Source organism: Mesorhizobium sp. WSM4849 (assembly GCF_055811385.1).
On sequence record NZ_JBVVPW010000011.1, the window covers coordinates 200,494 to 222,529 of the forward strand.

Below are 22,036 nucleotides of genomic sequence, written 5' to 3' on the forward strand. Positions count from 1 at the left end.
GTCTAACGCCATTAGCCGATATGCGTTCCGACTGCGCTCGGCTCGATGGAGCTGCCTCATCGCTTCGGCGGCAATCCTGATCGACTTCTTCTATCTGCCGGCCAGATTCTGTGGTATGTAGATGCCGCAATTCCATGCGGGAGACGCGGATGTTCCGCTCTGTCGTGCAAGGGGCGCATGCCGGCGAAAGTGTCGGCAGACGCAGATCGTCCAAGACAGATTTGGCGATCGGGGAGGGAATGCCATGCGTGCAATCGCGTTTTTCGCCGTCGTGTCCGTTGCGACGTTTATCACGAGCCAATCCCAGGCACAGGATGCCGCCGCGGGCGAGAAGGTCTTCACCAAATGCAAGGTCTGTCACGTCGTGGACAAGGACCAGAACAAAGTCGGTCCGTCGTTGAGCGGCATCATCGGTCGAACGGCCGGCACGCATCCGGGGTTCAAGTATTCCAAAGCCATGACCGAGGCGGGCGCATCCGGCGTCAAATGGGACGAAGCCACGCTGACGACCTATCTTCGCGATCCCAAGGCCATGGTCAAAGGTACGAAGATGGCGTTTCCCGGCCTCAAGAAGGACGAGGATATCGCCAATGTCATCGCCTATCTGAAGCAATTCTCCAAATGACCCGGTTCTTCCGCCAGGAAGTAACCCGGTTCTTCCGCCGGCCGAAGAGCCGGCCAGATTGCCTGCCCCCATCGGTGGTCGCCTGAAATGTCGGCTCGGGAAGGTGGCCTCGAGGATACCGGTATCCGAATCTCGGAAGCGACGGTCAGTGATTTCTTCGCGCTTCTGAAACCGCGCGTCATGGCGCTTGCTGTTTTTACTGCTTTCGTCGGCCTGATGGCGGCGCCCGGAATGATGAATCCGGTCATCGCCGTGATTGCAATCGGTGCAATTGCGGTTGGAGCAGGAGCGGCCGGGGCACTCAACATGTGGTACGATGCCGATATTGACGCGTTGATGTCACGCACGTCAAAGCGGCCCGTCCCATCAGGCCGGGTCACGCCAGGCGAAGCTCTCGGCTTCGGCCTGGTGCTTTCCGTACTTTCGGTCATGACGCTTGGCGTGCTGGTGGGGTGGCTTGCCGCATCGCTGCTGGCCTTCACCATCTTCTTCTACGTTGTTATCTACACGATGTGGCTGAAACGCTCGACGCCGCAGAATATCGTCATAGGCGGCGCCGCGGGTGCCCTTCCTCCTGTCATCGGATGGGCGGCGGCCACCGGCGCCGTCGGGGCTGAAAGTCTCATCCTGTTTCTGATCATCTTCCTCTGGACGCCGCCGCATTTCTGGGCGCTCGCGCTGTTCAAGATCGGCGACTATGCTGCTGCCGGCATTCCCATGATGCCGAACGTGGCCGGCCAGGCTTCGACCAGAAAACAGATCTTCGTCTATTCACTGATCTTGGCACCAATCGGCGTGCTGCCTTGGGCCTTTGGATTCGCGAGCGGATTGTACGGGATTGTTTCGGCCGCATTGGGCGCGGGTTTCATCTGGCATGCCTGGAAGCTTCTGATCGACAAAAGGTGTGTTGAAGGTTGGGAGATGAAACGCGCAAAGGCGCTGTTTGCCTATTCGATTCTCTATCTTTTCGCGATCTTTGCCGTGCTGCTTGCCGATACCATTGCAATGCGTGTCGTCATGTCAGCCGGAAATTGACGGCATGACCTGCCTCGTGGCTGCATTAAATCCTGATGTTCTCGGATTGCTTGTCGGGTTGAGAATCGGCGGTTGCTGAACGAGGTGCGCCCCGAACCTGCTCAAACCTCACGTTGGCACTGCGCAGAATCCCAGCAACAGCAGAATAACTACGCCAAGGCCGAGCATGAGAATGGTCTTTCGATCCATGACCTTCACCCTTCAACCCAGCTTGGAGAATATCGAAGAAAGGCGGCTAGAGCTAGCCGGATCACCGGAGCGTCCTCCCAAGACAAAGGGCGGCGACAAATCCCCTGCAAGAGCGTATGTTGATCATGGTGCAGGTCGCGGTTTTGCGTGGCCAGTCACACGCTGAACGGCAGCACCGTAAATCGCGACCTTACCGGACCTGGTCTGGAGGAATGGTCATGGCAAGTTTTCACGTGATTGCAGGCGCCAGCGAGACGCTGGAGCACACCAGAATTCGAAAGATAGGCGTTTCCGACCTTTTCGACGCGCTCAAGCGCGGCGTGGACGATTTCATGGTCAAACCGTCGCATATCGTTTTCCTGTGCCTGATCTATCCGCTTGTCGGCGTCGTGCTCGCCGTCTGGACGTCGGGCAACAATGCGCTGCCGCTGTTGTTTCCGCTGGTGTCGGGTTTTGCGCTGATCGGTCCATTCGCGGCGATCGGCCTCTATGAGATCAGCCGGCGACGGGAGGCCGGGCTCGACGCCTCCTGGAGCCACGCTTTCGGGGTCAGGAATTCTCCGGCGCTGCCGGCCATCGCGGCGGTCGGGATCATGCTGCTTGCGATCTTCATCGCCTGGCTTTTGACCGCGCAGATATTTTACCAGCAAGTGTTCGGCCCGGCCCCGCCGGAATCGCTCTCCAGCTTCATCAGTGAAATATTCGCCACCGGACGCGGCTGGACGCTGATTATCCTTGGCCACGCTATCGGCTTTGTCTTCGCCGCCGTGGTGTTGTGCACCACGGTCGTCGCGTTCCCGTTGTTGCTCGATCGTGATGTCGGTGCCTACGAAGCCATCCACACCTCGGTGCGTGTGGTCCTGGCGAACCCGATCGTGATGGTTGTCTGGGGACTGATTGTCGCCGTCGCGCTGATCATTGGTTCGCTGCCGGTGTTCGCCGGGCTAGCGGTGGTGCTGCCGATCCTCGGTCACGCCACCTGGCACGTCTATCGGAAAGTTGTGGAATCGCCGGCCTCCACCAGACCGGTTAACTGACAAAATCCTGCCTGCCGCACCGGCGAGAGCATCGGTGCGGCAAGTTGGCCAGGGTGTTCAGTAAGCCGGGTAGCTAAAGCGGGCTTGCTGTGCATCGCTGGTCAGGTTGCGGAAATCCTTGCCGCTGACATGCACAAGCGTCCGGTGGTCGCCACCCTCGAAATAAATATCGGCGGCATTGCCGAGGCTTTCATCGAGGATCACCGGCACATCGTAGGCCGCGCCAATCGGCGGGATGGCACCGGTGTCGCAATCCTCGAAAATCGACTCCACCTCGTCTTCGGAGGCGAGTCCGATACGCTGGTCCATGACGTCCTGCAACGTGCCGAGCTCGATCCTGTGCGTGCTGGGGACCACGGCCAGCGCATAGCCGCGGTCGTGGTGAACGACCACCGATTTGGCCATTATGCTGCCGGGCACATGCGCCGCTATGGCGGACTGCCTGCTTGTCGACGTGCGGTGGTGCTCGACGGTGTCATAGGAAATTCCTTTCCCGTCGATAAAGTTCTTCAATCTGTTTGCGATCGTCATCTTGAGCCTCCCTTGCTGGAGTTCGCGACGGAGAAACGACAGAAAATCGTTCTCCTCCTGTCGTTTCCGGTGGTGACAAAAATGGGCCAGCTGTCGATTGTTTCAAGGCAGACAGGAGCGGACCGCAAATGGCGCTCCCAGCTCTTGACGGGAGACGCCGTCGACAAACCCTGTGCCCGGATTGCGTGTCAGGGGCCGGCCCCAAAAAACACCGTCCGGGTGAGAAGCGTGTAATCCGATTCGAAGACCATCATTGTCACGAACACCAGCACCAGTATCGGCGGCAATATAATCGCATACGCCAGCGCCAGCCGTTCCCAAGCCATGTGCATGAAGACCGCGACGATCAGCCCGGCCTTGAGCATCATGAAGATCAGGATCAGCGACCATCTGAGATAGCCGTGAATGCCGAGATAATCGACCATATAGGAGCAGGCGCTGAGGATGAACAGCCATGCCCAGACCACCAGATAGAGCTTGATCGGGTGCTCCTGATGAACCTCCGCGGGGGCGATGCCGGTTGCTGTCGCATCATGCGCTTGAGCTCCGTGCAGCGTATGTTGCCCCAGGCCGTTTGCGGTTATCTCAGCCATATCTGCCTCTCACCAAAGATAGAAGAATGCGAAAATGAACACCCAGACCAGGTCGACGAAATGCCAGTAGAGCCCCATGATCTCGACGTTCTCGTAGCGACCCCTGCGGCTGGTGAAGAAACCAGGCCGTCCCGTGTCGTAATCGCCGCGCCAGACCTTTCGCGCCACGATGATCAGGAAGATCACCCCAAACGTCACATGGGTGCCGTGAAAGCCGGTGATCATGAAGAAGGATGACCCGAACTGCGCCGCACCCCACGGATTGCCCCAGGGCCGTACCCCTTCGGTGATCAGCTTGGTCCATTCGAACGCCTGCATGCCGACGAAGGTCGCGCCGAGTGCTGCGGTCAAAAGCATGAGGATCGCCGTTTTGCGGCGGTCGCGGCGATAGCCGAAGTTGACCGCCATGGCCATCGTTCCGCTGCTCGAGATCAGCACGAAGGTCATGATGGCGATAAGGATCAGCGGAATGTCCGAGCCGCCAATGTGAAGGGCAAAGACCTCGCTCGGATTGGGCCACGGCACTCGGGTAGACATGCGCGCGGTCATGTAGGAGAGCAGGAAGCAGCCGAAGACGAAGGTGTCGCTGAGCAGGAATATCCACATCATGGCCTTGCCCCAGGACACGTTCTTGAACGCGCGCTGATCCGAGGACCAGTCGGCCGCGACGCCTTGCAAGCCCGCCGGCCGCGGCTGTGTTTGGCCGATATGTGTCACTGTCGTCTCTGCCATCCGCCCGGCCCTCCTAGGTCAGCAACTGTCGGCAAATCTCGATAAAAGTCGCGGCCCAGCCGGCCAGAAGCGCGAAGATGGCGAGCCAGACGAAAAGCAGGAAATGCCAGTACATGGCGCACAATTCGACGCTGAGGCGAAGCCGCTCCGCCGGTGCTCCGTTCCAGGCGCCGGCAGTCGTTCTGCTCAGGCCCACCAGCCCTCCCAGTATGTGCAGGCCATGCATCCCGGTTATCAGGTAGAAAAAACTGTTGGCCGGATTGGCGGTCAGCAGGTAGCCGTCGGCGGTCAGGTCCCGCCATGCCACAAGCTGTCCGATCAGGAAGCCAAGTGCGGTGAGCCCAGCTGTGACGAGGCCAAGCCTGACCGTGTCGATTTGGCCCCGGCGCGCAGCGACCGAGGCGCATTGCAGCGCGATGCTGCTCAGGACCAGCACGCCTGTGTTGAACCAGAGCACGCGCGGTAGCGGCAACGCCTGCCAGTCCGACAGCGCCATGCGCATGAAATAGGCGCTGGTGAAAAGCGCGAACAGGCAGCCGACGACGGCGAGGAAGACGCCGAGGCCGATCTTGGCGGTCGGCAGCGCCGATCCTTCCGAGCCGATAACATCCCCGATCACACCTTGCTCGAGCCATGGCTTGGCCATCAGCCGCTGGTGGGAGAGCCACCATCCGGCAAAGCCGGCGATCACGAGGAGGAAGACCAGAATGACGCTCATGACGGCTCTCTTGAGGATCCGAAGGAGCCCGGCATGTTTTGCGGGATAAAGTCCTCTTTGGCGCCCGGCACGCTGTAGTCATAGGCCCAGCGATAGACGATCGGCAGTTCTTTGCCGAAATTGCCATGGGCGGGCGGTGTTTCGGGCGTCTGCCATTCGAGCGTCGTGGCGCGCCACGGATTGCCGCCGGCTTCCCGGCCATGGCGGATGCTCCAGATCAGATTGAACAGGAATACTATCTGGGCGAAGCCGACGATAAAGGCCATGACGCTGATGAACGAGTTCAGGTGGTGGGCCGATTCCGTCATCACCGTCATGTCAGTCAGTTCGTTGTAGCGGCGCGGCACGCCCATCAGGCCGATGTAGTGCATGGGAAAGAAAATCAGGTAGGCACCGAGGAAGGTGACCCAGAAATGGAACTGGCCCATTGCCTCGTTCAGCATCCGACCAGTGACCTTCGGGTACCAGTGATAAATCGCCCCGAAGATCACGAGAATCGGGGCGACGCCCATGACCATGTGGAAATGGGCGACGACGAACATCGTGTCCGACAGCGGAACGTCGACGACGACGTTGCCGAGAAACAATCCGGTCAGCCCGCCATTGACGAAGGTGACGATGAAGGCCAGGGCAAAAAGCATCGGTATTGTGAGGTGGATGTCGCCGCGCCACAGCGTCAGTACCCAATTGTAGACCTTGATCGCGGTCGGTACGGCAATGATCAATGTCGTGGTGGCGAAGAAGAAGCCGAAATAGGGATGCATGCCGCTGACATACATGTGGTGGGCCCAGACCACGAAGCTCAGCGCGCCGATGCCGACGATGGCCCAGACCATCATCCGGTAGCCGAAGATGTTCTTGCGTGCATGGGTGCTGATCAGGTCGGATACGATGCCAAAGGCCGGCAGCGCCACGATATAGACCTCGGGGTGGCCGAAGAACCAGAACAGATGCTGGAACAGGATCGGGCTGCCGCCGCCATGCTGCAACTGTTCGCCCATCTCGACGATCGCCGGCATGAAGAAGCTGGTGCCGAGCGCACGGTCGAACAGCATCATCACGCAGGCGACAAACAGCGCCGGAAAGGCGAGCAGCGCCATGACCGTCGCGGTGAAGATACCCCAGACAGTCAGCGGCAGGCGCATCAGCGTCATGCCGCGTGTGCGGGCCTGCAGCACCGTCACCACATAGTTCAAGCCGCCCATGGTGAAGCCGATGATGAACAGGATCAGCGAGATGAGCATCAGCATGATGCCCCAGTCCTGGCCGCCTGGTGTGCCGGTCATGATCGCCTGCGGCGGGTAGAGCGTCCAGCCGGCACCCGTCGGCCCGCCGGGCGCAAAGAAGCTCGACACCAAAACCAGTACGGCGAGCAGGTAAATCCAGTAGCTCAGCATGTTGACATAGGGAAAGACCATGTCGCGCGCGCCGACCATCAGTGGGATCAGGTAGTTGCCGAAGCCACCCAGGAAGAGTGCCGTGAGCAGGTAGATCACCATGATCATGCCGTGCATGGTGATGAACTGGTAGTAGGCTTCCGGCGTGATGAAATCGAACGTGCCGGGGAAGCCGAGCTGCAGCCGCATCATCCAGGACAGCACCAGCGCCACCATGCCGATTGCCGTCGCCGTCGCCGAATACTGAATGGCGATGACCTTGGCGTCCTGCGAAAACACGTATTTCGTCCACCAGCTGTGCGGATGGTAGAGCTCCATTTCCGCGACTTCGGCCGGCGGAACCGTATCTGCAGGTGTGATATCGACCATAGGAACACCTCCGTGCCCTTTTCGGCTAGGCTCGACAGTTTCGAGCCCTGCCGCAATTTCAACCCACGTCGCCGTCTTTCACGGCGTCTACTCTGCCGAGCCCACCTGCTGGGGGGCCGACAATTGCGCAAAAGTCTGCTGTTCGCCCAGCCACGCCGTATAATCTTCCTGCGTGTCGACCATGACCACACCATGCATTAAAGGATGCCCCTGGCCGCAAAGTTCGGCGCACAGGACCTGGAAGGTTCCGGTCTTGGTAGGGGTGAACCAGAAATAGGTGACCGAGCCTGGGATCATGTCCATCTTGGCGCGGAATTCAGGGACATAGAAATCGTGCAGCACGTCGATCGAGCGAAGCAGCATCTTGACCGGCTTGCCGACCGGCAGATGCAGATCGGCCGCTTCGACGACGACATCGTCCTGGCCACTGGGATCGTCGGCAATCACGCCCAAGGGATTTTCAGCGCTGACGTTACGGGTGTCGGATGTGCCGAGCTTGCCGTCCTTGCCGGGCAGGCGGAAACTCCATTGCCATTGCTGGCCGACGACCTCGACCACAGTTGCGTCGCTTGGGACGTTGACGAACCGGTTCCAGACGAACAGGCCGGGAACCAGCATGGCCGTGACCCCGATTGCGGTGACGATCGTCAGCCACCATTCGAGCCGCTTGTCCTCGGGTTTGTATGCCGCCTGATTGCCTTCCCGATGGCGGAAGCGAAAGACGCAATAGGCCATGAATAGGACGACGGCGGCGAAGACGACGCCGGTAATCCAGAAGGTGATGATGATGGTGTTGTCGATATAGTCCCAGTTAGAGGCAATCGGCGTCCACCACCATGGGCTCAGGAAGTGGAACAACACTGAACCCACAACTACCAAAACGAGTACAAGCGCTATGGCCATATCCCGTTCCCTCCCGGCATTCCAAGGGCGCGAGGCCGTCCCAGGAAATGCCAAATGCATCATAGCTCGATTTCTGATCGAAATTCTAGTGCGGTCTTCCGGCCAGCCGAAACCGCAGTGGCGGTGATGTGGAAAAACCTAAGAAGAAGAAGGCTGCGGCGAAGAAAAAGCCCCGCCAAAAGCGCCGAACAACACGGGGTTTCCGCCGAATTGTGAAAGCCGCCCCATGTGCGGCCTTTTTCGTTGTGACCGTAGGGCGACGTGCGGCCACTTAGACGGACAAAGTACACTCTGCACTCTTACTATCTGCGCCATCGTGCTGTCCGCGAATCGATTCCGATTAGTGCCGATGCGGCAGGCGACAGATTTGTGCCCAAGCAGCGGTTGGCGGCTGGCGATACGAGGTTTTGATCACTGTCTGCGCCGGAGGGGTCGTTGAAGCTATTCGTCGGCATTGGAGGCGCGGTCGCCACGGCGTTCCTCCTCGCGCTGGAGCGAATGGCTGCAGTTGAACGATGCTCGCCTCAACCACTAAGAAATCCAGTGAGTTGTTCCGGCGCAAACGTCTCGAACGCAACCGCGCAGCCAGCGATGCGCCGGATCGGCATCGAGCCGCGGATGCCACAAAAGTGAAACCGTGATTTCCGGCAGGGGAACCGGCAGAGGGAAACAGAACATCCCGTCGCGCAGGTTCCCCGTATAGCGTTCGGGAACGCTGGCGATCAGGTCCGAGGCACGCGCCAGGGCCAGAGCTTCCGAAAAGCCGCCGACGACCGTCACGATCTCTCGTTTCAACCCCAACGGCTCAAAGGCGTCGTCGATCGGCCCCCTGTCGAGCCCGCGACGGGAGATGAGGATGTGCCGGCAGGCTGCGTAACGGGCAGGGGTGATCGTCAGCTCGCATAACGGATGCCCCATCCGCACGACGCCGACGAAACGATCACGGAACAGCGCTTGCGCGCGCACCTCCGGCCCCGTGGCCTTTCCGACGACGCCGGTTTCAAGATCCACGCTGCCGTCGCGAAGGGGCGTGCTGTCCTTGTCTGGCTTCAACACAAAACGCAGCCGCACGCCCGGTGCTTGTTGGCCGACGCGCGCAATGAGATCCGGTCCGAAATTCTCGACAAAGCCATCCCTGTTTCGAAGCGTGAAGGTTCGCACGAGCCGTTTCAGGTCGAGCGTCTCAACAGGACGCAGAACGGATTCGGCGTTCTCCACAAGCTGACCGACGCGCTCGCGGAGCTCGATGGCTCGGGGTGTGGGCACGAGGCCGCGTCCAGCCCTGACCAGCAGCGGATCGCCGGTCGTCTCACGCAATCGCGCCAGCGCCCGGCTCATCGCCGACGGGCTCAGCCGCAGCCTCTTGGCGGCGCGCGCAACGCTGCCTTCCGTCAGCAGCACATCAAGGGTGACAAGCAGATTGAGGTCGGGATGCGACATGTGCTGAGCGTAGCACGGTCAGCACGATCTGCCATAGCGTCAAACGCAATGATTAAGTGCGAATGATGCATCTTCCGCCATATTAGGCAAAGGACTACGTCTCTGACAGCTCCGTTTCAGGAGTCGCCAGAAAACGGAGTTCATGTTGAAGCCAATCGATGCAGGACGGGCAGTCGCTGGAAATCCAGAAGGGGCACCCTCGGTTCGGTGGGCACTCGCCAGCCTTTCGTTGTCGATGTTGCTGTCCTCACTCGGGATCAGCATCGCCAATGTTGCCTTGCCGACGTTGGCGCAGGCGTTCAACGCCTCGTTCCAGGACGTCCAGTGGATCGTGCTGGCTTATCTCCTCGCCATCACCACGCTGATCGTCAGCGTCGGACGGCTCGGTGACATCACCGGCCGCCGGCTGCTGCTGCTGGCCGGGCTCTTCCTGTTCACGACGGCCTCAGTCCTATGTGGTTTCGCGCCGACGCTCTGGCTGCTGATCTCAGCCCGGACGGCGCAGGGCCTGGGGGCGGCTATCATGATGGCGCTGACCATGGCCTTTGTCGCTGAGACGGTTCCGAAGGCAAGGACCGGCAGCGCCATGGGGCTGCTCGGAACGATGTCGGCGATCGGCACCGCTCTGGGTCCCTCGCTCGGCGGCCTTCTGATTGCCGGAGCCGGTTGGCGGGCGATCTTCCTCGTCAACGTGCCACTGGGGTTGCTGGCATTTGTTCTCGCCTATCGCTATCTGCCGGCTGATCGCCGGGGGCCGAAGACGGATCGGGCCGGCTTCGACGTTGTCGGCACGCTGCTGCTTGCCTTGACGCTTGGCGCGTATGCGCTCGCGATGACGATCGGGCGTGGCAGTTTTGGTCCGCTCAACATGGCTCTGTTGGTGGCTGCCGTCTTCGGAACCGGCTTCTTTGCGCTTGTGGAGGCGAGAGTGGCGTCGCCTTTGATCCGATTGGGCGCGTTCCGCAATGCGATGCTGAGTGCCAGCCTCGCCATGAGCGCGCTCGTTGCGACGGTGATGATGGCGACGCTGGTGGTCGGGCCGTTCTATCTGTCTCGTGCGCTCGGGCTCGACGCGGCTCTTGTTGGCATCGTCATGTCGGTCGGTCCGCTTGTCGCCGCGCTGACCGGTGTGCCAGCTGGTCGCATAGCCGACCGTTTTGGCGCTGGGCGCATGACCATCATTGGGCTCATCGCGATAGCCGCCGGTTGCTTCAGTCTATCCGTGATGCCGGCAATATCAGGCGTCCCCGGCTACATCGCCCCGATCGCAGTCATCACATCGGGCTATGCGCTGTTCCAAACCGCCAACAACACCGCTGTCATGTCGGATATCCACCCGGACCAGCGGGGCGTCGTTTCCGGCTTGCTCAATTTGTCGCGCAATCTCGGGCTCATCACCGGCGCATCCGTCATGGGCGCTGTGTTCGCATTCGCCTCAGAGGCGATGGACATCGCAACGGCGCGCCCCGAGGCCGTTGCCGCCGGTATGCGGATCACGTTCGCGGTCGCGGCTATACTGATCGTCGTCGCGCTCGCCATCGCGGTTGGGAGCCGTACTCCCGCGCCACGTCCTTCGCTGCCTGGCGTGTCATGACACGAGACGGGACGCTTTCGGCGAGAAGCCGACGCATGTTCAAGCAGGGCGTCAGATCAGCAGCAGGCCCTTCATGCTGGCATGACCCTTCTTGCCGATGATGATGTGATCGTGGACGGCGATGCCGAGCGGTTTGGCCGTCTCGATGACCAGCTTGGTCATCTCGATGTCTGCGCGCGACGGCGTCGGATCGCCTGACGGATGGTTATGCGCCAGTATGATCGCCGTGGCGGAGAGTTCGAGCGCGCGCTTGACCACTTCGCGCGGATAGACCGGCGTGTGGTCGACGGTGCCGACCTGCTGCACCTCGTCGGCGATCAGTGCGTTCTTCTTGTCGAGAAACAGGATACGGAACTGCTCGCGCTCCTCGAAGGCCATGACCGACCGGCAGTATCCGAGAACCTGCGTCCAGGACGACAAGACCTCGCGGCCTTTGATCTCGCTACGTGCCGCGCGTTGGGCGGCCGCGGCAACGATCTTCAGATCGAGCGCCACCGCCGGGCCGATACCCCTGACCTCCTCAAGCCGCGCGACCGGCGCGCCAAGCACCTCGGCCAGCGTGCCGAAGCGCGCCAGCAATGCCTTGGCGACGGGCTTGGTGTCGGCGCGGGGGATCAGGCGAAAGAGCAAGAGCTCCAGCAATTCGTAATCGGGGAGGGCGTCGGAACCCGCGGCCGCGAACCGTTGGCGCAAGCGGTCGCGATGACCGAGATAATGCGGCTTTTCGACCGACGTGGCTTTCGCGAGCGATTTTGTCGGTCTCTCGGGAAAGAAACCCCGCTCGTCGTCGTCGCTGGTTGTCCCCATGGCCGCCCGCATTTTCTTGACCGGAAAGATCCGGCCCTCGCACAAACACTAGGCCGGCAGGCCGGGACGGTCGAGGCTTTTTGGCGACAGCGTGAAAATCTCGCATCCGGTTTCGGTGACGCCGATCGTGTGCTCATACTGCGCCGACAGCGAGCGGTCGCGTGTCACCGCCGTCCAGCCGTCCGACAGCACTTTTACGTGCGGCCGGCCGAGATTGATCATCGGCTCGACGGTGAAGATCATGCCCGGCCGCATCTCGACGCCTTCGCTGGCGCTGCCATAGTGCAGGATGTTCGGCGCGTCGTGAAAGAGCTGGCCGACGCCGTGGCCGCAGAAATCGCGCACCACCGAGCAGCGCTCGCTTTCGGCATAGGTCTGGATGGCGGCGCCGATGGCGCCGGTGCGGGCGCCGGGCTTGATCGCCGCGATGCCGCGCATCAGGCATTCATGCGTGACCTCGAGCAGGCGCTCGGCGGCGCGCTTGATCGTGCCCACCGGATACATGCGCGAGGAATCGCCGTGCCAGCCATCGAGGATGTAGGTGACGTCGATGTTGACGATGTCGCCGTCCTTCAACGGCTTGTTGTCGGGAATGCCATGGCAGACGACGTGGTTGATCGAGGTGCAGGACGACTTCGTGTAGCCGCGATAGTTGAGCGTCGCCGGCAATGCGCCGTGATCCATGCCGAACTCGAAGACGAAACGGTCGATGGTTTCGGTGGTGACGCCCGGTGCGACGATCGACACCATTTCGTCGAGGCAGCGCGCGGTGAGATCGCAGGCCTTGCGCATGCCGGCAAAGCCTTCTTCGCCATAGAGGCGGATCTGGCCGGTGTTTCTGAGTGGTGCCATGGCGGCGTCGAGATAGGTGACCATTGTGTCCGTCTTGCCGGAAGAAAGGGCTTCCAATGAGCCCGCGCGAAAATCCTCCCAGATTTGGCACCGGACGGCGTCAGGTTCAAGGACGAACTGCCGGCGATCGGCTTAAGCCGGCGATATTCATACCTCGCGGCTTCATCTTGTGCCTGTCCGGCGCGTGCCGGGGTGTTTGTCCGCACTGACGACATATTTCTGAGCAAGAAGTGGGGCCTGAGCGAAAAGCCGGTCAAAGCAACTTTGCGACGAACGGTGTTGCTGCGGGAACGCGTTCGGGAGAGACAGGAATGGACAGATTGCAATTCGAGGTGCCGGTGCGCATCACGACCGCGCCTGGCCTGCCGGTCGAGGAAATCTACAGCGTCGAACAGGCGCTGGATTTCCTGCAAGGCTGGCCGGTTCGCCGGCAAGGCCCGGTCTATCAGGCCGCATTCAATGCCTGCTTCGGCGCCACGGTCGACCTGGTCGAGACCGAGGACGCCTGCCGGGCGTTCATGGCGTTCTGCCGGGTGAGCCGCCTGCTGGCCAGGGATATGATGGTTCCGGGCAAGCGTTCTGGTGAGGCGAGGGGGCTGAGAGCTTAGCGGCCGAGCTGGCATCCCACACTTCCATGCGTTCGACGAGCGGCAAATCTGGCCCAGAGCGGCATGCTCTTCGGTGATGCTGTGCCAGCCAGTCACGAATCGGCTATGCCTCGCGCATGCAGGAAACGTCTCTTTACATGCCGGTGAAGCGGTTTCTTGAGGGCCTGGAATTCACCGTCAAAGGCGAAGTTGGTGGTTGCGACGTCGTGGGGTTGCGCGACGGCGAGCCGCCCGTGGTCGTCATCTGCGAATTGAAATTGCAGTTCAACCTCGAGCTCATACTTCAAGGTGTCGATCGTGCTGCGTCATGCGATGAGGTCTGGCTTGCGGCGCGCATGTCAAGTCGAGGCAAAGGCCGCGAGCGCGATCGCCGGTTCCGCGCACTCTGCAGGCGGCTCGGCTTCGGCCTTTTGGGAGTTGGTTCCGCCGGCAACGTCGAATTGCTGCTCAGCCCGGCCGCCTTGCCGCCCCGGCGAGATCCGAGGCGAAGATCGCGCCTGGTGGACGAGCATCGGCGCCGGCGCGGCGACCCTGTAGTCGGCGGTGGCTCGCGTACGCCGATAATGACCGCTTACCGCCAGGATGCGCTGGCCTGCGCCGCTGCGATGATCGACGGCCCGAAGCGCCCGCGCGACTTGAAAACCATTTCACCACGCGCTGCCAAGATCCTGCTTCACAACGTCTATGGCTGGTTCGCCAGGGCCGAGCGCGGCGTCTATGCGCTTACGGACGTTGGCCGTGCTGCGTTACAGCGCTGGCCCCAACCGGCTCCATGACGAGGCGGCGCCGAGTTGTTTGAGCGGCTTGGAGCGGCAGGGACCTCTCCCGACTTGATTGCCGTTGCGTTTGGCCGCTCTGGACGGGCCAATCGCGTGCTGATCCTAAGGCAAGCCCCTCGTCAAGCAACAGAAGAGATGGAGCGGCTCGTGGTTGCCGCCGCGCAACCTTAAGCAGATTTGTCAGCCCCAGCGGCACCGACGGCTGGATGACGGGCGTCTCGCGCTCAGGTTTCTTTATGTAGAGCGGCTTGGCTGTCCTCAACTGCTGCAATTGTCGCCGGGCCTTGGCGCGCAGGGCGGTTTCCGCCGGCGCGGGCGATCCATTCTCAAGCACCAGCGTGAAAGCCTGGGCCGCCTCATCCGTCCGCTGAAGGGCGAGAAGGCTGCGGCCCCGGGGCATAACGCGCTAGGGTGAGGCCTGGATCGAGGTCCGTGGCTCGCCCAAACGACACGATGGCTGCGGAGTGGTCGTTTAGCGACTGCTGCGCAATGCCCAGGCAAAGCCAGGCGCTTACAGATTGCGGCGACATAGCTGCAAGCGCGCCGAAGCAGTCCGCAGCCTGACGGTGATCGCCCTTCGTACCCAAAACGTGACCGAGTCCGTACAGAGCCTGATCATGCGTCGGCTCGGTGTTCAGGATCTGGCGACAGACGTTCTCAGCCTGGATGAACCAACCTTTCTTGTGGAAGCGGGCCGCCTCCTGCGGGGCAGGTCTGTTCAATAGCCATGCGAACCAGCTTGAGGGCGGCCCAGGCGTTGCGGATGTTCTCTTGGGCTTCCATGCTTCCTCGCTGAGATGGACTGTCTCAGCGTCAACCGTGAAGGCGAGGCCTGTTCCATCAAAGTCTAACGACTGGGAAAACGCACTGGAAAGCACGTGCGGTAATAGTTGTTTCAACGATTACTGGTATTTTGGAGGAGTGTGGTAGCGGCTCCGACAGTAGCGCGGGAAGGCGAATTGCCGGAGCCGCCAGCGCAGCCCGTTTGGGGGTTTGACCGCGCCGTCCTATTCTGGGACAGCGCGGTCAACGATTCGTTAAAATTTTCCGGAACTAATTAAGAGCATGCTAATTGAATCGCGGCTCCTTCAGGATGCAGGAAAGGACAAAATCCGCATCGGTCCACCGTTCCAACGCAAAACCCGGTCTATTTCGCCCGCTGGTTTGCTCCCGATCGACCCGAGGTCTACTGCGACGACCCGGACGCAATCCTGCTAGTCACGGCTCTTGGCCTCGACCCTGACGCGATTCTCGCGCCTATCGAGGCCAGATAAAGATTTCTAGCGGGTGTGTTTCTCAAGCGGTACGCCCAGGCGAACCGTTTGGACGTTATCGGTTCAGCCTTTCCACCGTTTCGATAATGGCTTTGGCAAGCGCTTCGCCCTCATGGGCCGGTTCGGGACCATAGAGCAGCAGGATAGCTTCCTCGCTTGGCAGCACGCCGGCGGGCAGGTCTGTTCGATCGCCATGCGAACCAGCTTGAGCGCGGCCCAGGCGTTTTGGATCGTCTCTGGCGCTTCCACTGCATCCTCGCTGAGATGGTCGGCCCGACAGCCGCTGCGGAGTAGGCAACCAACCGCCGGGCCTAACCGGCGGGGGTGTGGGCGTGCCCGCCGGCTGGGAAAAATAATAAGCCGTTTCATGCAGAATTGCTAATTTAGTAAATGATCATGATCCGTTCCCCTAGCCACCAGATGGGACGGGCCTAGACTCGAATTTGTGCGTAAACCATCGATCAGAATTGGAGGCTGCGCAAATGAACCTCATTGAACAACTAGCTCGTAAACTAAGTCAGGATCGTCGCGCAATGGCGCTGATGGAAAAGCTAGCTGGGCAGTTAAGTAAAACCAAGCGTTTCAAGCTCGCGACCGCTGACGTCGGAGAATGTCGGCGGTGTTGGTGTCAGTCATGGTTCACTCCTTCGGGGCAGCAGTTTCTGAACGCGGGCAAAGCCATCAAGCTGGCGTTCGATGCAGTCGGCTTCCTTGCTGTAGTCGGGCACGCCGCCGTCGATGCCGCCGGCTTGCCTGCCGCCATTGCGGGCGAGAGTCCAGAAGCTGCCTAGCCGGCCGGCAACAAATCAACGCGGTGGGCACCGGGTCAGCTTTTCCACCGTCTCAATGATGGCTTTGGCCAGCGCTTCCCCCTCATGGACCGGCTCAGGACCATAGAGCAGCAGGACAGCTTCTTCGCTCGGCAGCACACCAGCGGGGCACGTCATTTCGATAGCCATGCGAACTAGCTGTAGCCCTGCCCGTTCACCGCGTTCGTTTGCGGCACTCTCTCTGATGCGGCTGCGGAGCTTCTCGGCAAAATCCTGCTCCGGCCCGCTCATCTTGGTGCTCCTGGTCGCGCGATCGTATCAAGCGCAACGTGGGTAGCAACAAAACCGTCCGTTTTGCGGTCAGGAGGTGTGGAATGGCCGACGACCGACAGAAAGTGTTTGAGCGGATCAGAGCGAAAGCGAGGGGCGGACCGACGCTCACCGACACGGTGAAGGCCATTCGGAACCGTCCGCGGACGAATAGTGAAGCGACTGGCTTCAAGGGGGAGCGCCACGATGGCCCGGTGCAGGACGAAGCGAAGCATTTCCAGATTTGCCCTGTCTGCGGGCAAGAAATGGACATGCGCGATCTTGGCGAGGCTCTTCACCACGCTACGCCAAGCCACAAGCCTTTGAAGTATCCCGACTAGCGGGCTGGAGGCACGTCAGAACTGCTCGTCCTGGCGCATAGCCTGGGAGCGCGGTACATGCGGCAGATGTGCAGACGGGCTGCCCAGCGGCCGGCCTAGTGTGGCCCCAAGTCTGAGAGTTTGGTCATATTGTGCCGGCAAGGCGGAGTGTATCGGAGCCATGTCGAGGCGGGCATTATGGCCGCCTTGCGCCTGGCCCTGTCGTAGTTGCTCTTAGCTCACGTTCAGAAATCAGTGGCCACCCATGATAACTTTTGCCATCAAGTCACGAAGCCTGTTAGCGTCATAGCCTTTACCGATAGCACCGGCGCGTCGCTCTCGGGCGGTTCGAGTTACAAGATCAACCTGCCGCCGAACGTTCCAGCCGCCACTTTCTGGTCGGTGACGCTCTACGAAGCCGAGAACGCCTCGGGCCTGGCCAACGGGCAACCATTCCCGTCGCTCGGCTCGCGCGACAAGCCGGTGCAGAACGCCGACGGCAGCACGGACCTTTACCTCGGCCCCAAAGCCCCAGAGGGCAAGGCCGGCAACTGGCTCGCGACTGTGCTGAACAAGGGGTATTTCGCCATCCTCAGGCTCTACGGCCCGACCGAAGCTGCCATCGACAAAAGTTGGAAGCCCGGCGATATCGAGAAGGTGAATTGACGACAGCTGCCGATGCCGGGCGGTGAACCATTGGTCGAGATGCGACCTTCGCTGCATTACTGCAAAGGTCCGGGACTGGCGCTATTTGCTCGTTCCAATCGATGAGACGAATGACAACATTCTATCCTTTGGTTCGCGAGTGTCGCATGACACGATCTGACCCTCGGTTGGCGTCGGGCCTTACGGCAGCCCATCGGCGCTTAGCGGAAGTTTCGTGGGCCGATCTGAAAGCGTCCTTTAGTTAGCCACAATGTGACATGGATGAACGCGCCCGCCGGTAATCTCATGAGCGCTGACGGAAAAGGTCCGGTCACGGAAAAATGGCAGGCAACGCTGCCCGCCATCTCCGACTTCACCAAACCGGCAGCGTTTACTGGTGGCCAACCATCGTGCAGAAGTCGCCATGCCCCTGGTCATCATCACTGGCTATGTCGCCGCATTCCTGCTTTATCGTGGCGCGATCCTCGTCTTTCAACCCCTCCCAAGCGGCCTTGAAGTCGGCTTCCGATTTTAAGGTCTTCATGTCGGCAGCGGTGTAGAAGGGCGCCATTTTCGTCGGCTCGTCGAGGGCGCCACCGTGTTCGGCAAGTGCGGCGCCGGTCATCATCGAAAACGCCATCGCGCCCATGCAAAGCATCTTGATGTTCATGGTCATTTCCTCTCTTGGTTGCTTTTATTTCGTGCTCGTGCGGGATCGGCACGGGTCGGGCCTACCCCTAGGTCAACCATAGGAGAGCACTTGGCTCCGCGATATTGTCCTTTAGGGAACTTGCGGTGGAGTCTCGTCGCCCAATTACCGGCAGCCGGAAGCGCCACCGTCACGCCCTCGCACTGATATTGTCAATGCCGATGTCATCGCCCCAGATGACGAGGATGTTGGGCTTTTTCGAAGTCTGAGCCAGAGCTTTTGGCACGGCCGGCAGCATTGATGCTACCAGCAACGAACAGCCGCTGAGCAATAGGTCGCGCCGTTTCATCCGTCCGCCCGTTTGCTGCACTCCGTGCCGGCGATCACTACCATGATTACCACTCATGACGAGCTTCCCATCTCTTGTTCACGCCTGCCATGCCAAGCGGTACTGTCAAAGCTGGCATCAAAAAAGTGTTGGCGGTATTGCCCTTTGGGGCAAAATATTCTGAACAGAACCGCTCTGCGACTTCTTCAACCAGCCAGCCTGGTACTTTTTCAGCCATGGGTAAGTTAGCAATAAGGGTCCGCTCGCAGTGCGTGCGCGAGGCCCTTCGCGAAAATCTCATGCTTCAATGGGCGCGCTCACCCTAGGACCCGCGCCCTCTGCAGCCTCCAGCGTTGTGCGACCAGTCGTTCTTCAATCAGTCGCCGTCAACGTGACGGTGGTGACACCACCCGCGATGTTGATGCCTTGCTGACCCTCGACCGAGATCGGCTGCAAGGAGAGCGAACGGTCGCTGCCGCCGACAAGAATATTGGCGCCAGCGCCGGCGCCGAAAGATGCGTTGGCGCCCACACCGGTATAGGTGCCCGCCAGTGCACCCGCCGGAAGGCCGCTTGTCGCCGCAGCCACGCCCCAGATCAAATGCCCATCTTTCACCTCGCCGAGTTCTAAGCCGAACTGATCAATTGAACCGGCATAGTTTTGGACCTTACCGCTCTGGTCTTGGAAAACGCAGGCAAGTTTCTGCTTTTCGACCACGAACATGCCGATCCCGCGTGACACATCGCACGACAATGTGCCGACCTGTGTCGAGTTCTGGGCAGTCGCAGCGAGGGGGATCGATAGTACGAAGAGCGCAAAACATGCGCTGCGAAGGTAGGCCATTATCATGTCTCCCTTGAATTGATGTCGCTTGTTGCGATGGCCGCTCCTTGGGGGAGCGAGCCCCTAAATGTGCGAAGTGCCATTCCTAGTAGCACGATGGATAGGGATAGTACCCGCATTGGTCCCCATAGTAGCCGTAGCGGTATGGAGCGGTCGCCGCGGCACCGATGGCAGCGCCAGCCACCACGCCCGCTGCAACGCCTGCGCCGCCATACCAGGCCCCGTGGTAAACCGGAGCGTGCCAGTAGCCGCCCCCGCCATAGCCCCCGCCATGCCATCCGCCGACATGGGCGAAGGTGGCATCACCGACATGCGCGTAGCCGCCGTGGAAGCCGCCGCCGTGGAAGCCGCCGCCAAAGTTATCGATGAAAACAGCCGCCGGCCCAGCGGCGCCATCCAGATTTCCCTCCAGGACGGCGACGTCGAACGTCAGCGTTGTTCCTTCCAGCTTCGGAGTTTTCAGGGTCACGACAACATCGCTTACGTCCGATCCGTCACCGCCGAGCACCGAGACTGTCGCATTCGGCGGGTCGATGGCAAAGTTGTTCTTGCCTTCATCCCACTGCATGATGAATTGCTCGGTGGTGACATGCCCCGCGGCCCGGACCGGCCGGTCGGCGAATACAATCGCATTCCCGGAGACGCCTGTGAGGACCAATTTGCCGCCCTCCAGCTTGGCGCCATCCGCGTTGACGACGGCGAGCGATGGCACCGGACCGGTCGGCGTAACCTCGCCGATGGTCTTCTCGAGCGGCACATGCGGCTTCTTGGTGGCATCCTGGGCCATTGCCCCGGTGGCTGCCATGGCCAAACCTCCAGCAAAAGCCATCAGGCTTGTGGTGCGAATCCTATTCATTGCAGTTATCCTTCGCGTTTGAGGTTGCCGGTACTGTACTTGCGTCGGTTTTCACCCTGATCGAAACCCGAAACCATGGTTCTACTTCTCTGGAAAAATCTGTTTCCAGTCGGTCTTCATACTCACCACCGACCAGTGGTTGATCGCCGCGGCATCGAGTGCGAGGTCGAGGCGGCCGAAATCGGTGTCGCGGTGGTGCCGAAGGATTTCGAAATCCCGCCAGCTGTTCAAATTGGAACGGCCGAGGCAGAGTGTCGGTTGTGACTGGGAGAAGACACTCTGGACTGACGCAACGTTAGCTGTCGGCCGGTCTCGGCGATATTGTCCTTTGGGGAAAGCGGCATTGCGGATTTGGAGGCGGATTGCCTAGGCGGCGGCTATCGTGACTTAGGGATTGCCTCTGCAATCGTTTGCGGTCTGGCGGAGCGAGTGGGATTCGAACCCACGGTACCGTTCCCGGTACGGAAGTTTTCAAGACTTCTGCCTTAAACCACTCGGCCATCGCTCCAGATGTGATATTTATTTGATATTTTCTCGGCCTCGATCCTTGTCAAATACCGGATTCCTGCCGTTTCCTACCTCTCCAGCAACGGTTTTCAAGACCGATGCCTTAAACCGCGGCTATCCCTCCATCGTGAATTTGCAACCACGTCGCGTCCAAGGCGCGGCTGGAAGCCAATCAAGGCAGTCTGACTGCTGAATTCCTTGACAACTGAAGACGGCTCAACAGATGAGGAGCCAAAGGCGTTTGCTTTAGCCTCGCAGGAGCGGTCTCAAGGGAACCGTCCATATGCACCGTACTTTCCGGGGAATCTTGGCGACAATGTTGATTGCCTGTGGTGTCGCAGACGCTGCCGGCTACACGCAGGCGCAAAATCTGCTCACCATCACGGCACCAGTCTCCGGTCAGACTGTTGACGGGACGCTCTCCTTTTCCGGGACGGCTTTCGTCAACAGTATTACACGGCGCGGTACTATTCGCGGACAGACCAACACCGGGGTCGAATGCCGAGGCACGACCACTGCCAACCTTACCTTCTCGCATGGAGAAGGAACGATGGTTTGCGGGCAACTCTCAACCCGATTCGTGTTCTCGCTGACCAGCAGACAACCCCCGGTTGGCACAGGAACGGGAACCCTTTCCGACGGGCGCAAAGTGGTGTTAAGAATAGGACAATGACCGCAAAACGACTGGCACGAATTGATGTCCTACTCGCGGCGCACGTGGCTTTCACCCGTTTGGCCCAGTTGCCAGAACCGGTCTTGGTCGCGCCATTTCCGGTTATTGGCGGGACGGACCATTAGCTAGCAGACATTTAGCACCAGGATTGGTGCTGTTGTCGAGGACGGGACCTGCACAGCCCCGAGCCTTGAGCGGATCGTGAAAACCTGGACGAGAACTGGTCGCCGCGTGGTCGTGTTGCGACTTTGCCGGCAGCACGGTCGACGAATTCGAGCTGCTCGGCGTCGAGCGCGAGCGGGGCAAGGCAGCATTCGCCCTGCTGGCCGAACCAGGCACCGGGAAATATGTCGGTTCCGCCTTCATCACCTTGGCCACGACATGCGGCAACGATTGTGGGAGCGCGTCCACGCCGGACCGCCTCCGAAGGCCATGAAGAAGAGACCGGCGACGCAATGGGTCGGGCCTGGGATGAAGCTGCGCGTCAAGCATCTCCGTGGCGAGCACGGCCACATATGCCATGCGACGCTGCTCGGTTTCAGTGACGAGAGCTAAGCCGTGTACTCGTAAATCAGCCTAGTGTCATGATCGCGTAATTCGTGCGATTATTGCGTTGATTCGATTGGAGATGCGATGCATGGGACGAGTTGCTG

The 22,036-nt window shown here is 60.4% G+C and carries 26 protein-coding genes, 1 tRNA gene and 1 pseudogene; 11 read left to right on the forward strand and 17 right to left on the reverse strand.

Annotation, left to right across the window (positions count from 1 at the left end):
- Positions 1-244 precede the first annotated feature (244 nt).
- From AC0L3L_RS14925 to AC0L3L_RS14935, 3 genes are all read left to right on the forward strand, one after another.
- A complete protein-coding gene (locus AC0L3L_RS14925) occupies positions 245-625 on the forward strand; it encodes a c-type cytochrome (RefSeq protein WP_473638139.1) in 381 nt (126 codons plus the stop codon).
- Between the two features lie 87 nt (positions 626-712).
- On the forward strand, positions 713-1,660 hold the full coding sequence (locus AC0L3L_RS14930) for a heme o synthase (RefSeq protein WP_473638140.1): 948 nt from the start codon (positions 713-715) through the stop codon (positions 1,658-1,660).
- Between the two features lie 407 nt (positions 1,661-2,067).
- Positions 2,068-2,886 (forward strand): DUF2189 domain-containing protein, encoded by an 819-nt coding sequence (locus AC0L3L_RS14935; protein ID WP_473638141.1) that lies wholly within the window; start codon positions 2,068-2,070, stop codon positions 2,884-2,886.
- A 57-nt stretch (positions 2,887-2,943) separates the two neighbouring features.
- On the opposite strand, the gene AC0L3L_RS14940 is transcribed toward AC0L3L_RS14935, so the two are convergent.
- The 7 genes from AC0L3L_RS14940 to AC0L3L_RS14970 all read right to left on the reverse strand — a co-directional run bounded on the left by AC0L3L_RS14940 (position 2,944) and on the right by AC0L3L_RS14970 (position 9,569).
- The gene (locus AC0L3L_RS14940; protein WP_473638142.1) at positions 2,944-3,417 is read right to left on the reverse strand and encodes an aminoacyl-tRNA deacylase; all 474 of its coding nucleotides are present in this window, start codon (positions 3,415-3,417) and stop codon (positions 2,944-2,946) included.
- A gap of 188 nt (positions 3,418-3,605) precedes the next feature.
- Positions 3,606-4,010 (reverse strand): cytochrome C oxidase subunit IV family protein, encoded by a 405-nt coding sequence (locus AC0L3L_RS14945; RefSeq protein ID WP_473638143.1) that lies wholly within the window; start codon positions 4,008-4,010, stop codon positions 3,606-3,608.
- A gap of 9 nt (positions 4,011-4,019) precedes the next feature.
- Complete coding sequence (locus tag AC0L3L_RS14950) at positions 4,020-4,742, reverse strand: heme-copper oxidase subunit III family protein (protein WP_473489587.1); 723 nt, start codon at positions 4,740-4,742, stop codon at positions 4,020-4,022.
- Positions 4,743-4,755: 13 nt separating this feature from the next.
- On the reverse strand, positions 4,756-5,460 hold the full coding sequence (locus tag AC0L3L_RS14955) for a cytochrome c oxidase subunit 3 (RefSeq protein ID WP_473489588.1): 705 nt from the start codon (positions 5,458-5,460) through the stop codon (positions 4,756-4,758).
- Entirely contained in the window at positions 5,457-7,226 is a 1,770-nt protein-coding gene (gene ctaD / locus AC0L3L_RS14960) for a cytochrome c oxidase subunit I (protein ID WP_473638144.1), read from the reverse strand. The genes AC0L3L_RS14955 and ctaD overlap by 4 nt, the downstream gene beginning before the upstream one ends.
- An 87-nt stretch (positions 7,227-7,313) precedes the next feature.
- Positions 7,314-8,129 (reverse strand): cytochrome c oxidase subunit II, encoded by an 816-nt coding sequence (coxB, locus tag AC0L3L_RS14965; protein WP_473638145.1) that lies wholly within the window; start codon positions 8,127-8,129, stop codon positions 7,314-7,316.
- Positions 8,130-8,660: 531 nt separating this feature from the next.
- Complete coding sequence (locus AC0L3L_RS14970) at positions 8,661-9,569, reverse strand: LysR family transcriptional regulator (protein ID WP_473638146.1); 909 nt, start codon at positions 9,567-9,569, stop codon at positions 8,661-8,663.
- A 142-nt stretch (positions 9,570-9,711) separates the two neighbouring features.
- On the opposite strand from AC0L3L_RS14970, the gene AC0L3L_RS14975 reads away from it, so the two are divergent.
- The gene (locus AC0L3L_RS14975) at positions 9,712-11,163 is read left to right on the forward strand and encodes an MFS transporter (protein WP_473638147.1); all 1,452 of its coding nucleotides are present in this window, start codon (positions 9,712-9,714) and stop codon (positions 11,161-11,163) included.
- 51 nt (positions 11,164-11,214) lie between these two features.
- On the opposite strand, the gene radC is transcribed toward AC0L3L_RS14975, so the two are convergent.
- Together radC and map are read right to left on the reverse strand one after the other, a co-directional pair.
- Positions 11,215-11,970: a RadC family protein gene (gene radC / locus AC0L3L_RS14980; RefSeq protein WP_473489594.1), complete on the reverse strand. Its 756-nt coding sequence runs from the start codon at positions 11,968-11,970 to the stop codon at positions 11,215-11,217.
- 48 nt (positions 11,971-12,018) lie between these two features.
- On the reverse strand, positions 12,019-12,846 hold the full coding sequence (map, locus tag AC0L3L_RS14985; protein WP_473638148.1) for a type I methionyl aminopeptidase: 828 nt from the start codon (positions 12,844-12,846) through the stop codon (positions 12,019-12,021).
- Positions 12,847-13,133: 287 nt separating this feature from the next.
- Between map and AC0L3L_RS14990 the strand changes: the two genes are divergently transcribed.
- From AC0L3L_RS14990 to AC0L3L_RS15000, 3 genes are all read left to right on the forward strand, one after another.
- Positions 13,134-13,430, forward strand: a complete 297-nt coding sequence (locus AC0L3L_RS14990; RefSeq protein ID WP_473489595.1) for a DUF982 domain-containing protein — start codon at positions 13,134-13,136, stop codon at positions 13,428-13,430.
- Between the two features lie 116 nt (positions 13,431-13,546).
- The gene (locus AC0L3L_RS14995; RefSeq protein ID WP_258116636.1) at positions 13,547-14,206 is read left to right on the forward strand and encodes a DUF2161 domain-containing phosphodiesterase; all 660 of its coding nucleotides are present in this window, start codon (positions 13,547-13,549) and stop codon (positions 14,204-14,206) included.
- Positions 14,207-15,965: 1,759 nt separating this feature from the next.
- Positions 15,966-16,274, forward strand: a complete 309-nt coding sequence (locus AC0L3L_RS15000; protein ID WP_473638149.1) for a hypothetical protein — start codon at positions 15,966-15,968, stop codon at positions 16,272-16,274.
- Positions 16,275-16,289: 15 nt separating this feature from the next.
- Here AC0L3L_RS15000 and AC0L3L_RS15005 read toward each other — a convergent pair whose 3' ends face one another.
- The gene (locus AC0L3L_RS15005; RefSeq protein ID WP_473487206.1) at positions 16,290-16,544 is read right to left on the reverse strand and encodes a hypothetical protein; all 255 of its coding nucleotides are present in this window, start codon (positions 16,542-16,544) and stop codon (positions 16,290-16,292) included.
- 83 nt (positions 16,545-16,627) lie between these two features.
- Here AC0L3L_RS15005 and AC0L3L_RS15010 point away from each other — a divergent pair, with 83 nt between their 5' ends.
- Positions 16,628-16,903 carry a hypothetical protein gene (locus tag AC0L3L_RS15010; RefSeq protein ID WP_473487207.1) on the forward strand — a complete coding sequence of 92 codons (276 nt, stop codon included), beginning with the start codon at positions 16,628-16,630 and terminating at the stop codon, positions 16,901-16,903.
- Between the two features lie 234 nt (positions 16,904-17,137).
- Positions 17,138-17,548: a DUF1214 domain-containing protein gene (locus AC0L3L_RS15015; RefSeq protein WP_473638150.1), complete on the forward strand. Its 411-nt coding sequence runs from the start codon at positions 17,138-17,140 to the stop codon at positions 17,546-17,548.
- 370 nt (positions 17,549-17,918) lie between these two features.
- Here the strand turns inward: AC0L3L_RS15015 and AC0L3L_RS15020 are convergent, their stop codons facing one another.
- The 7 genes and pseudogenes from AC0L3L_RS15020 to AC0L3L_RS15050 all read right to left on the reverse strand — a co-directional run bounded on the left by AC0L3L_RS15020 (position 17,919) and on the right by AC0L3L_RS15050 (position 20,711).
- On the reverse strand, positions 17,919-18,197 hold the full coding sequence (locus AC0L3L_RS15020) for a hypothetical protein (RefSeq protein ID WP_473638151.1): 279 nt from the start codon (positions 18,195-18,197) through the stop codon (positions 17,919-17,921).
- Positions 18,198-18,366: 169 nt separating this feature from the next.
- The gene (locus AC0L3L_RS15025; RefSeq protein WP_473487210.1) at positions 18,367-18,582 is read right to left on the reverse strand and encodes a hypothetical protein; all 216 of its coding nucleotides are present in this window, start codon (positions 18,580-18,582) and stop codon (positions 18,367-18,369) included.
- Entirely contained in the window at positions 18,572-18,742 is a 171-nt protein-coding gene (locus tag AC0L3L_RS15030) for a hypothetical protein (RefSeq protein WP_473638152.1), read from the reverse strand. The genes AC0L3L_RS15025 and AC0L3L_RS15030 overlap by 11 nt, the downstream gene beginning before the upstream one ends.
- 134 nt (positions 18,743-18,876) lie before the next feature.
- Positions 18,877-19,353, reverse strand: a complete 477-nt coding sequence (locus AC0L3L_RS15035; RefSeq protein ID WP_473638153.1) for a DUF992 domain-containing protein — start codon at positions 19,351-19,353, stop codon at positions 18,877-18,879.
- Positions 19,354-19,432: 79 nt separating this feature from the next.
- On the reverse strand, positions 19,433-20,203 hold the full coding sequence (locus AC0L3L_RS15040; RefSeq protein WP_473638154.1) for a hypothetical protein: 771 nt from the start codon (positions 20,201-20,203) through the stop codon (positions 19,433-19,435).
- Between the two features lie 81 nt (positions 20,204-20,284).
- Positions 20,285-20,416 (reverse strand): annotated as a pseudogene (locus tag AC0L3L_RS15045) (haloacid dehalogenase-like hydrolase); the annotation flags it as partial.
- Positions 20,417-20,621: 205 nt separating this feature from the next.
- Positions 20,622-20,711: transfer RNA gene (locus tag AC0L3L_RS15050), tRNA-Ser, on the reverse strand.
- Positions 20,712-20,993: 282 nt separating this feature from the next.
- Here AC0L3L_RS15050 and AC0L3L_RS15055 point away from each other — a divergent pair.
- Positions 20,994-21,383 (forward strand): hypothetical protein, encoded by a 390-nt coding sequence (locus tag AC0L3L_RS15055; RefSeq protein WP_473487213.1) that lies wholly within the window; start codon positions 20,994-20,996, stop codon positions 21,381-21,383.
- Between the two features lie 432 nt (positions 21,384-21,815).
- Entirely contained in the window at positions 21,816-21,938 is a 123-nt protein-coding gene (locus tag AC0L3L_RS15060) for a hypothetical protein (protein WP_473638155.1), read from the forward strand.
- Positions 21,939-22,036: the final 98 nt, after the last annotated feature.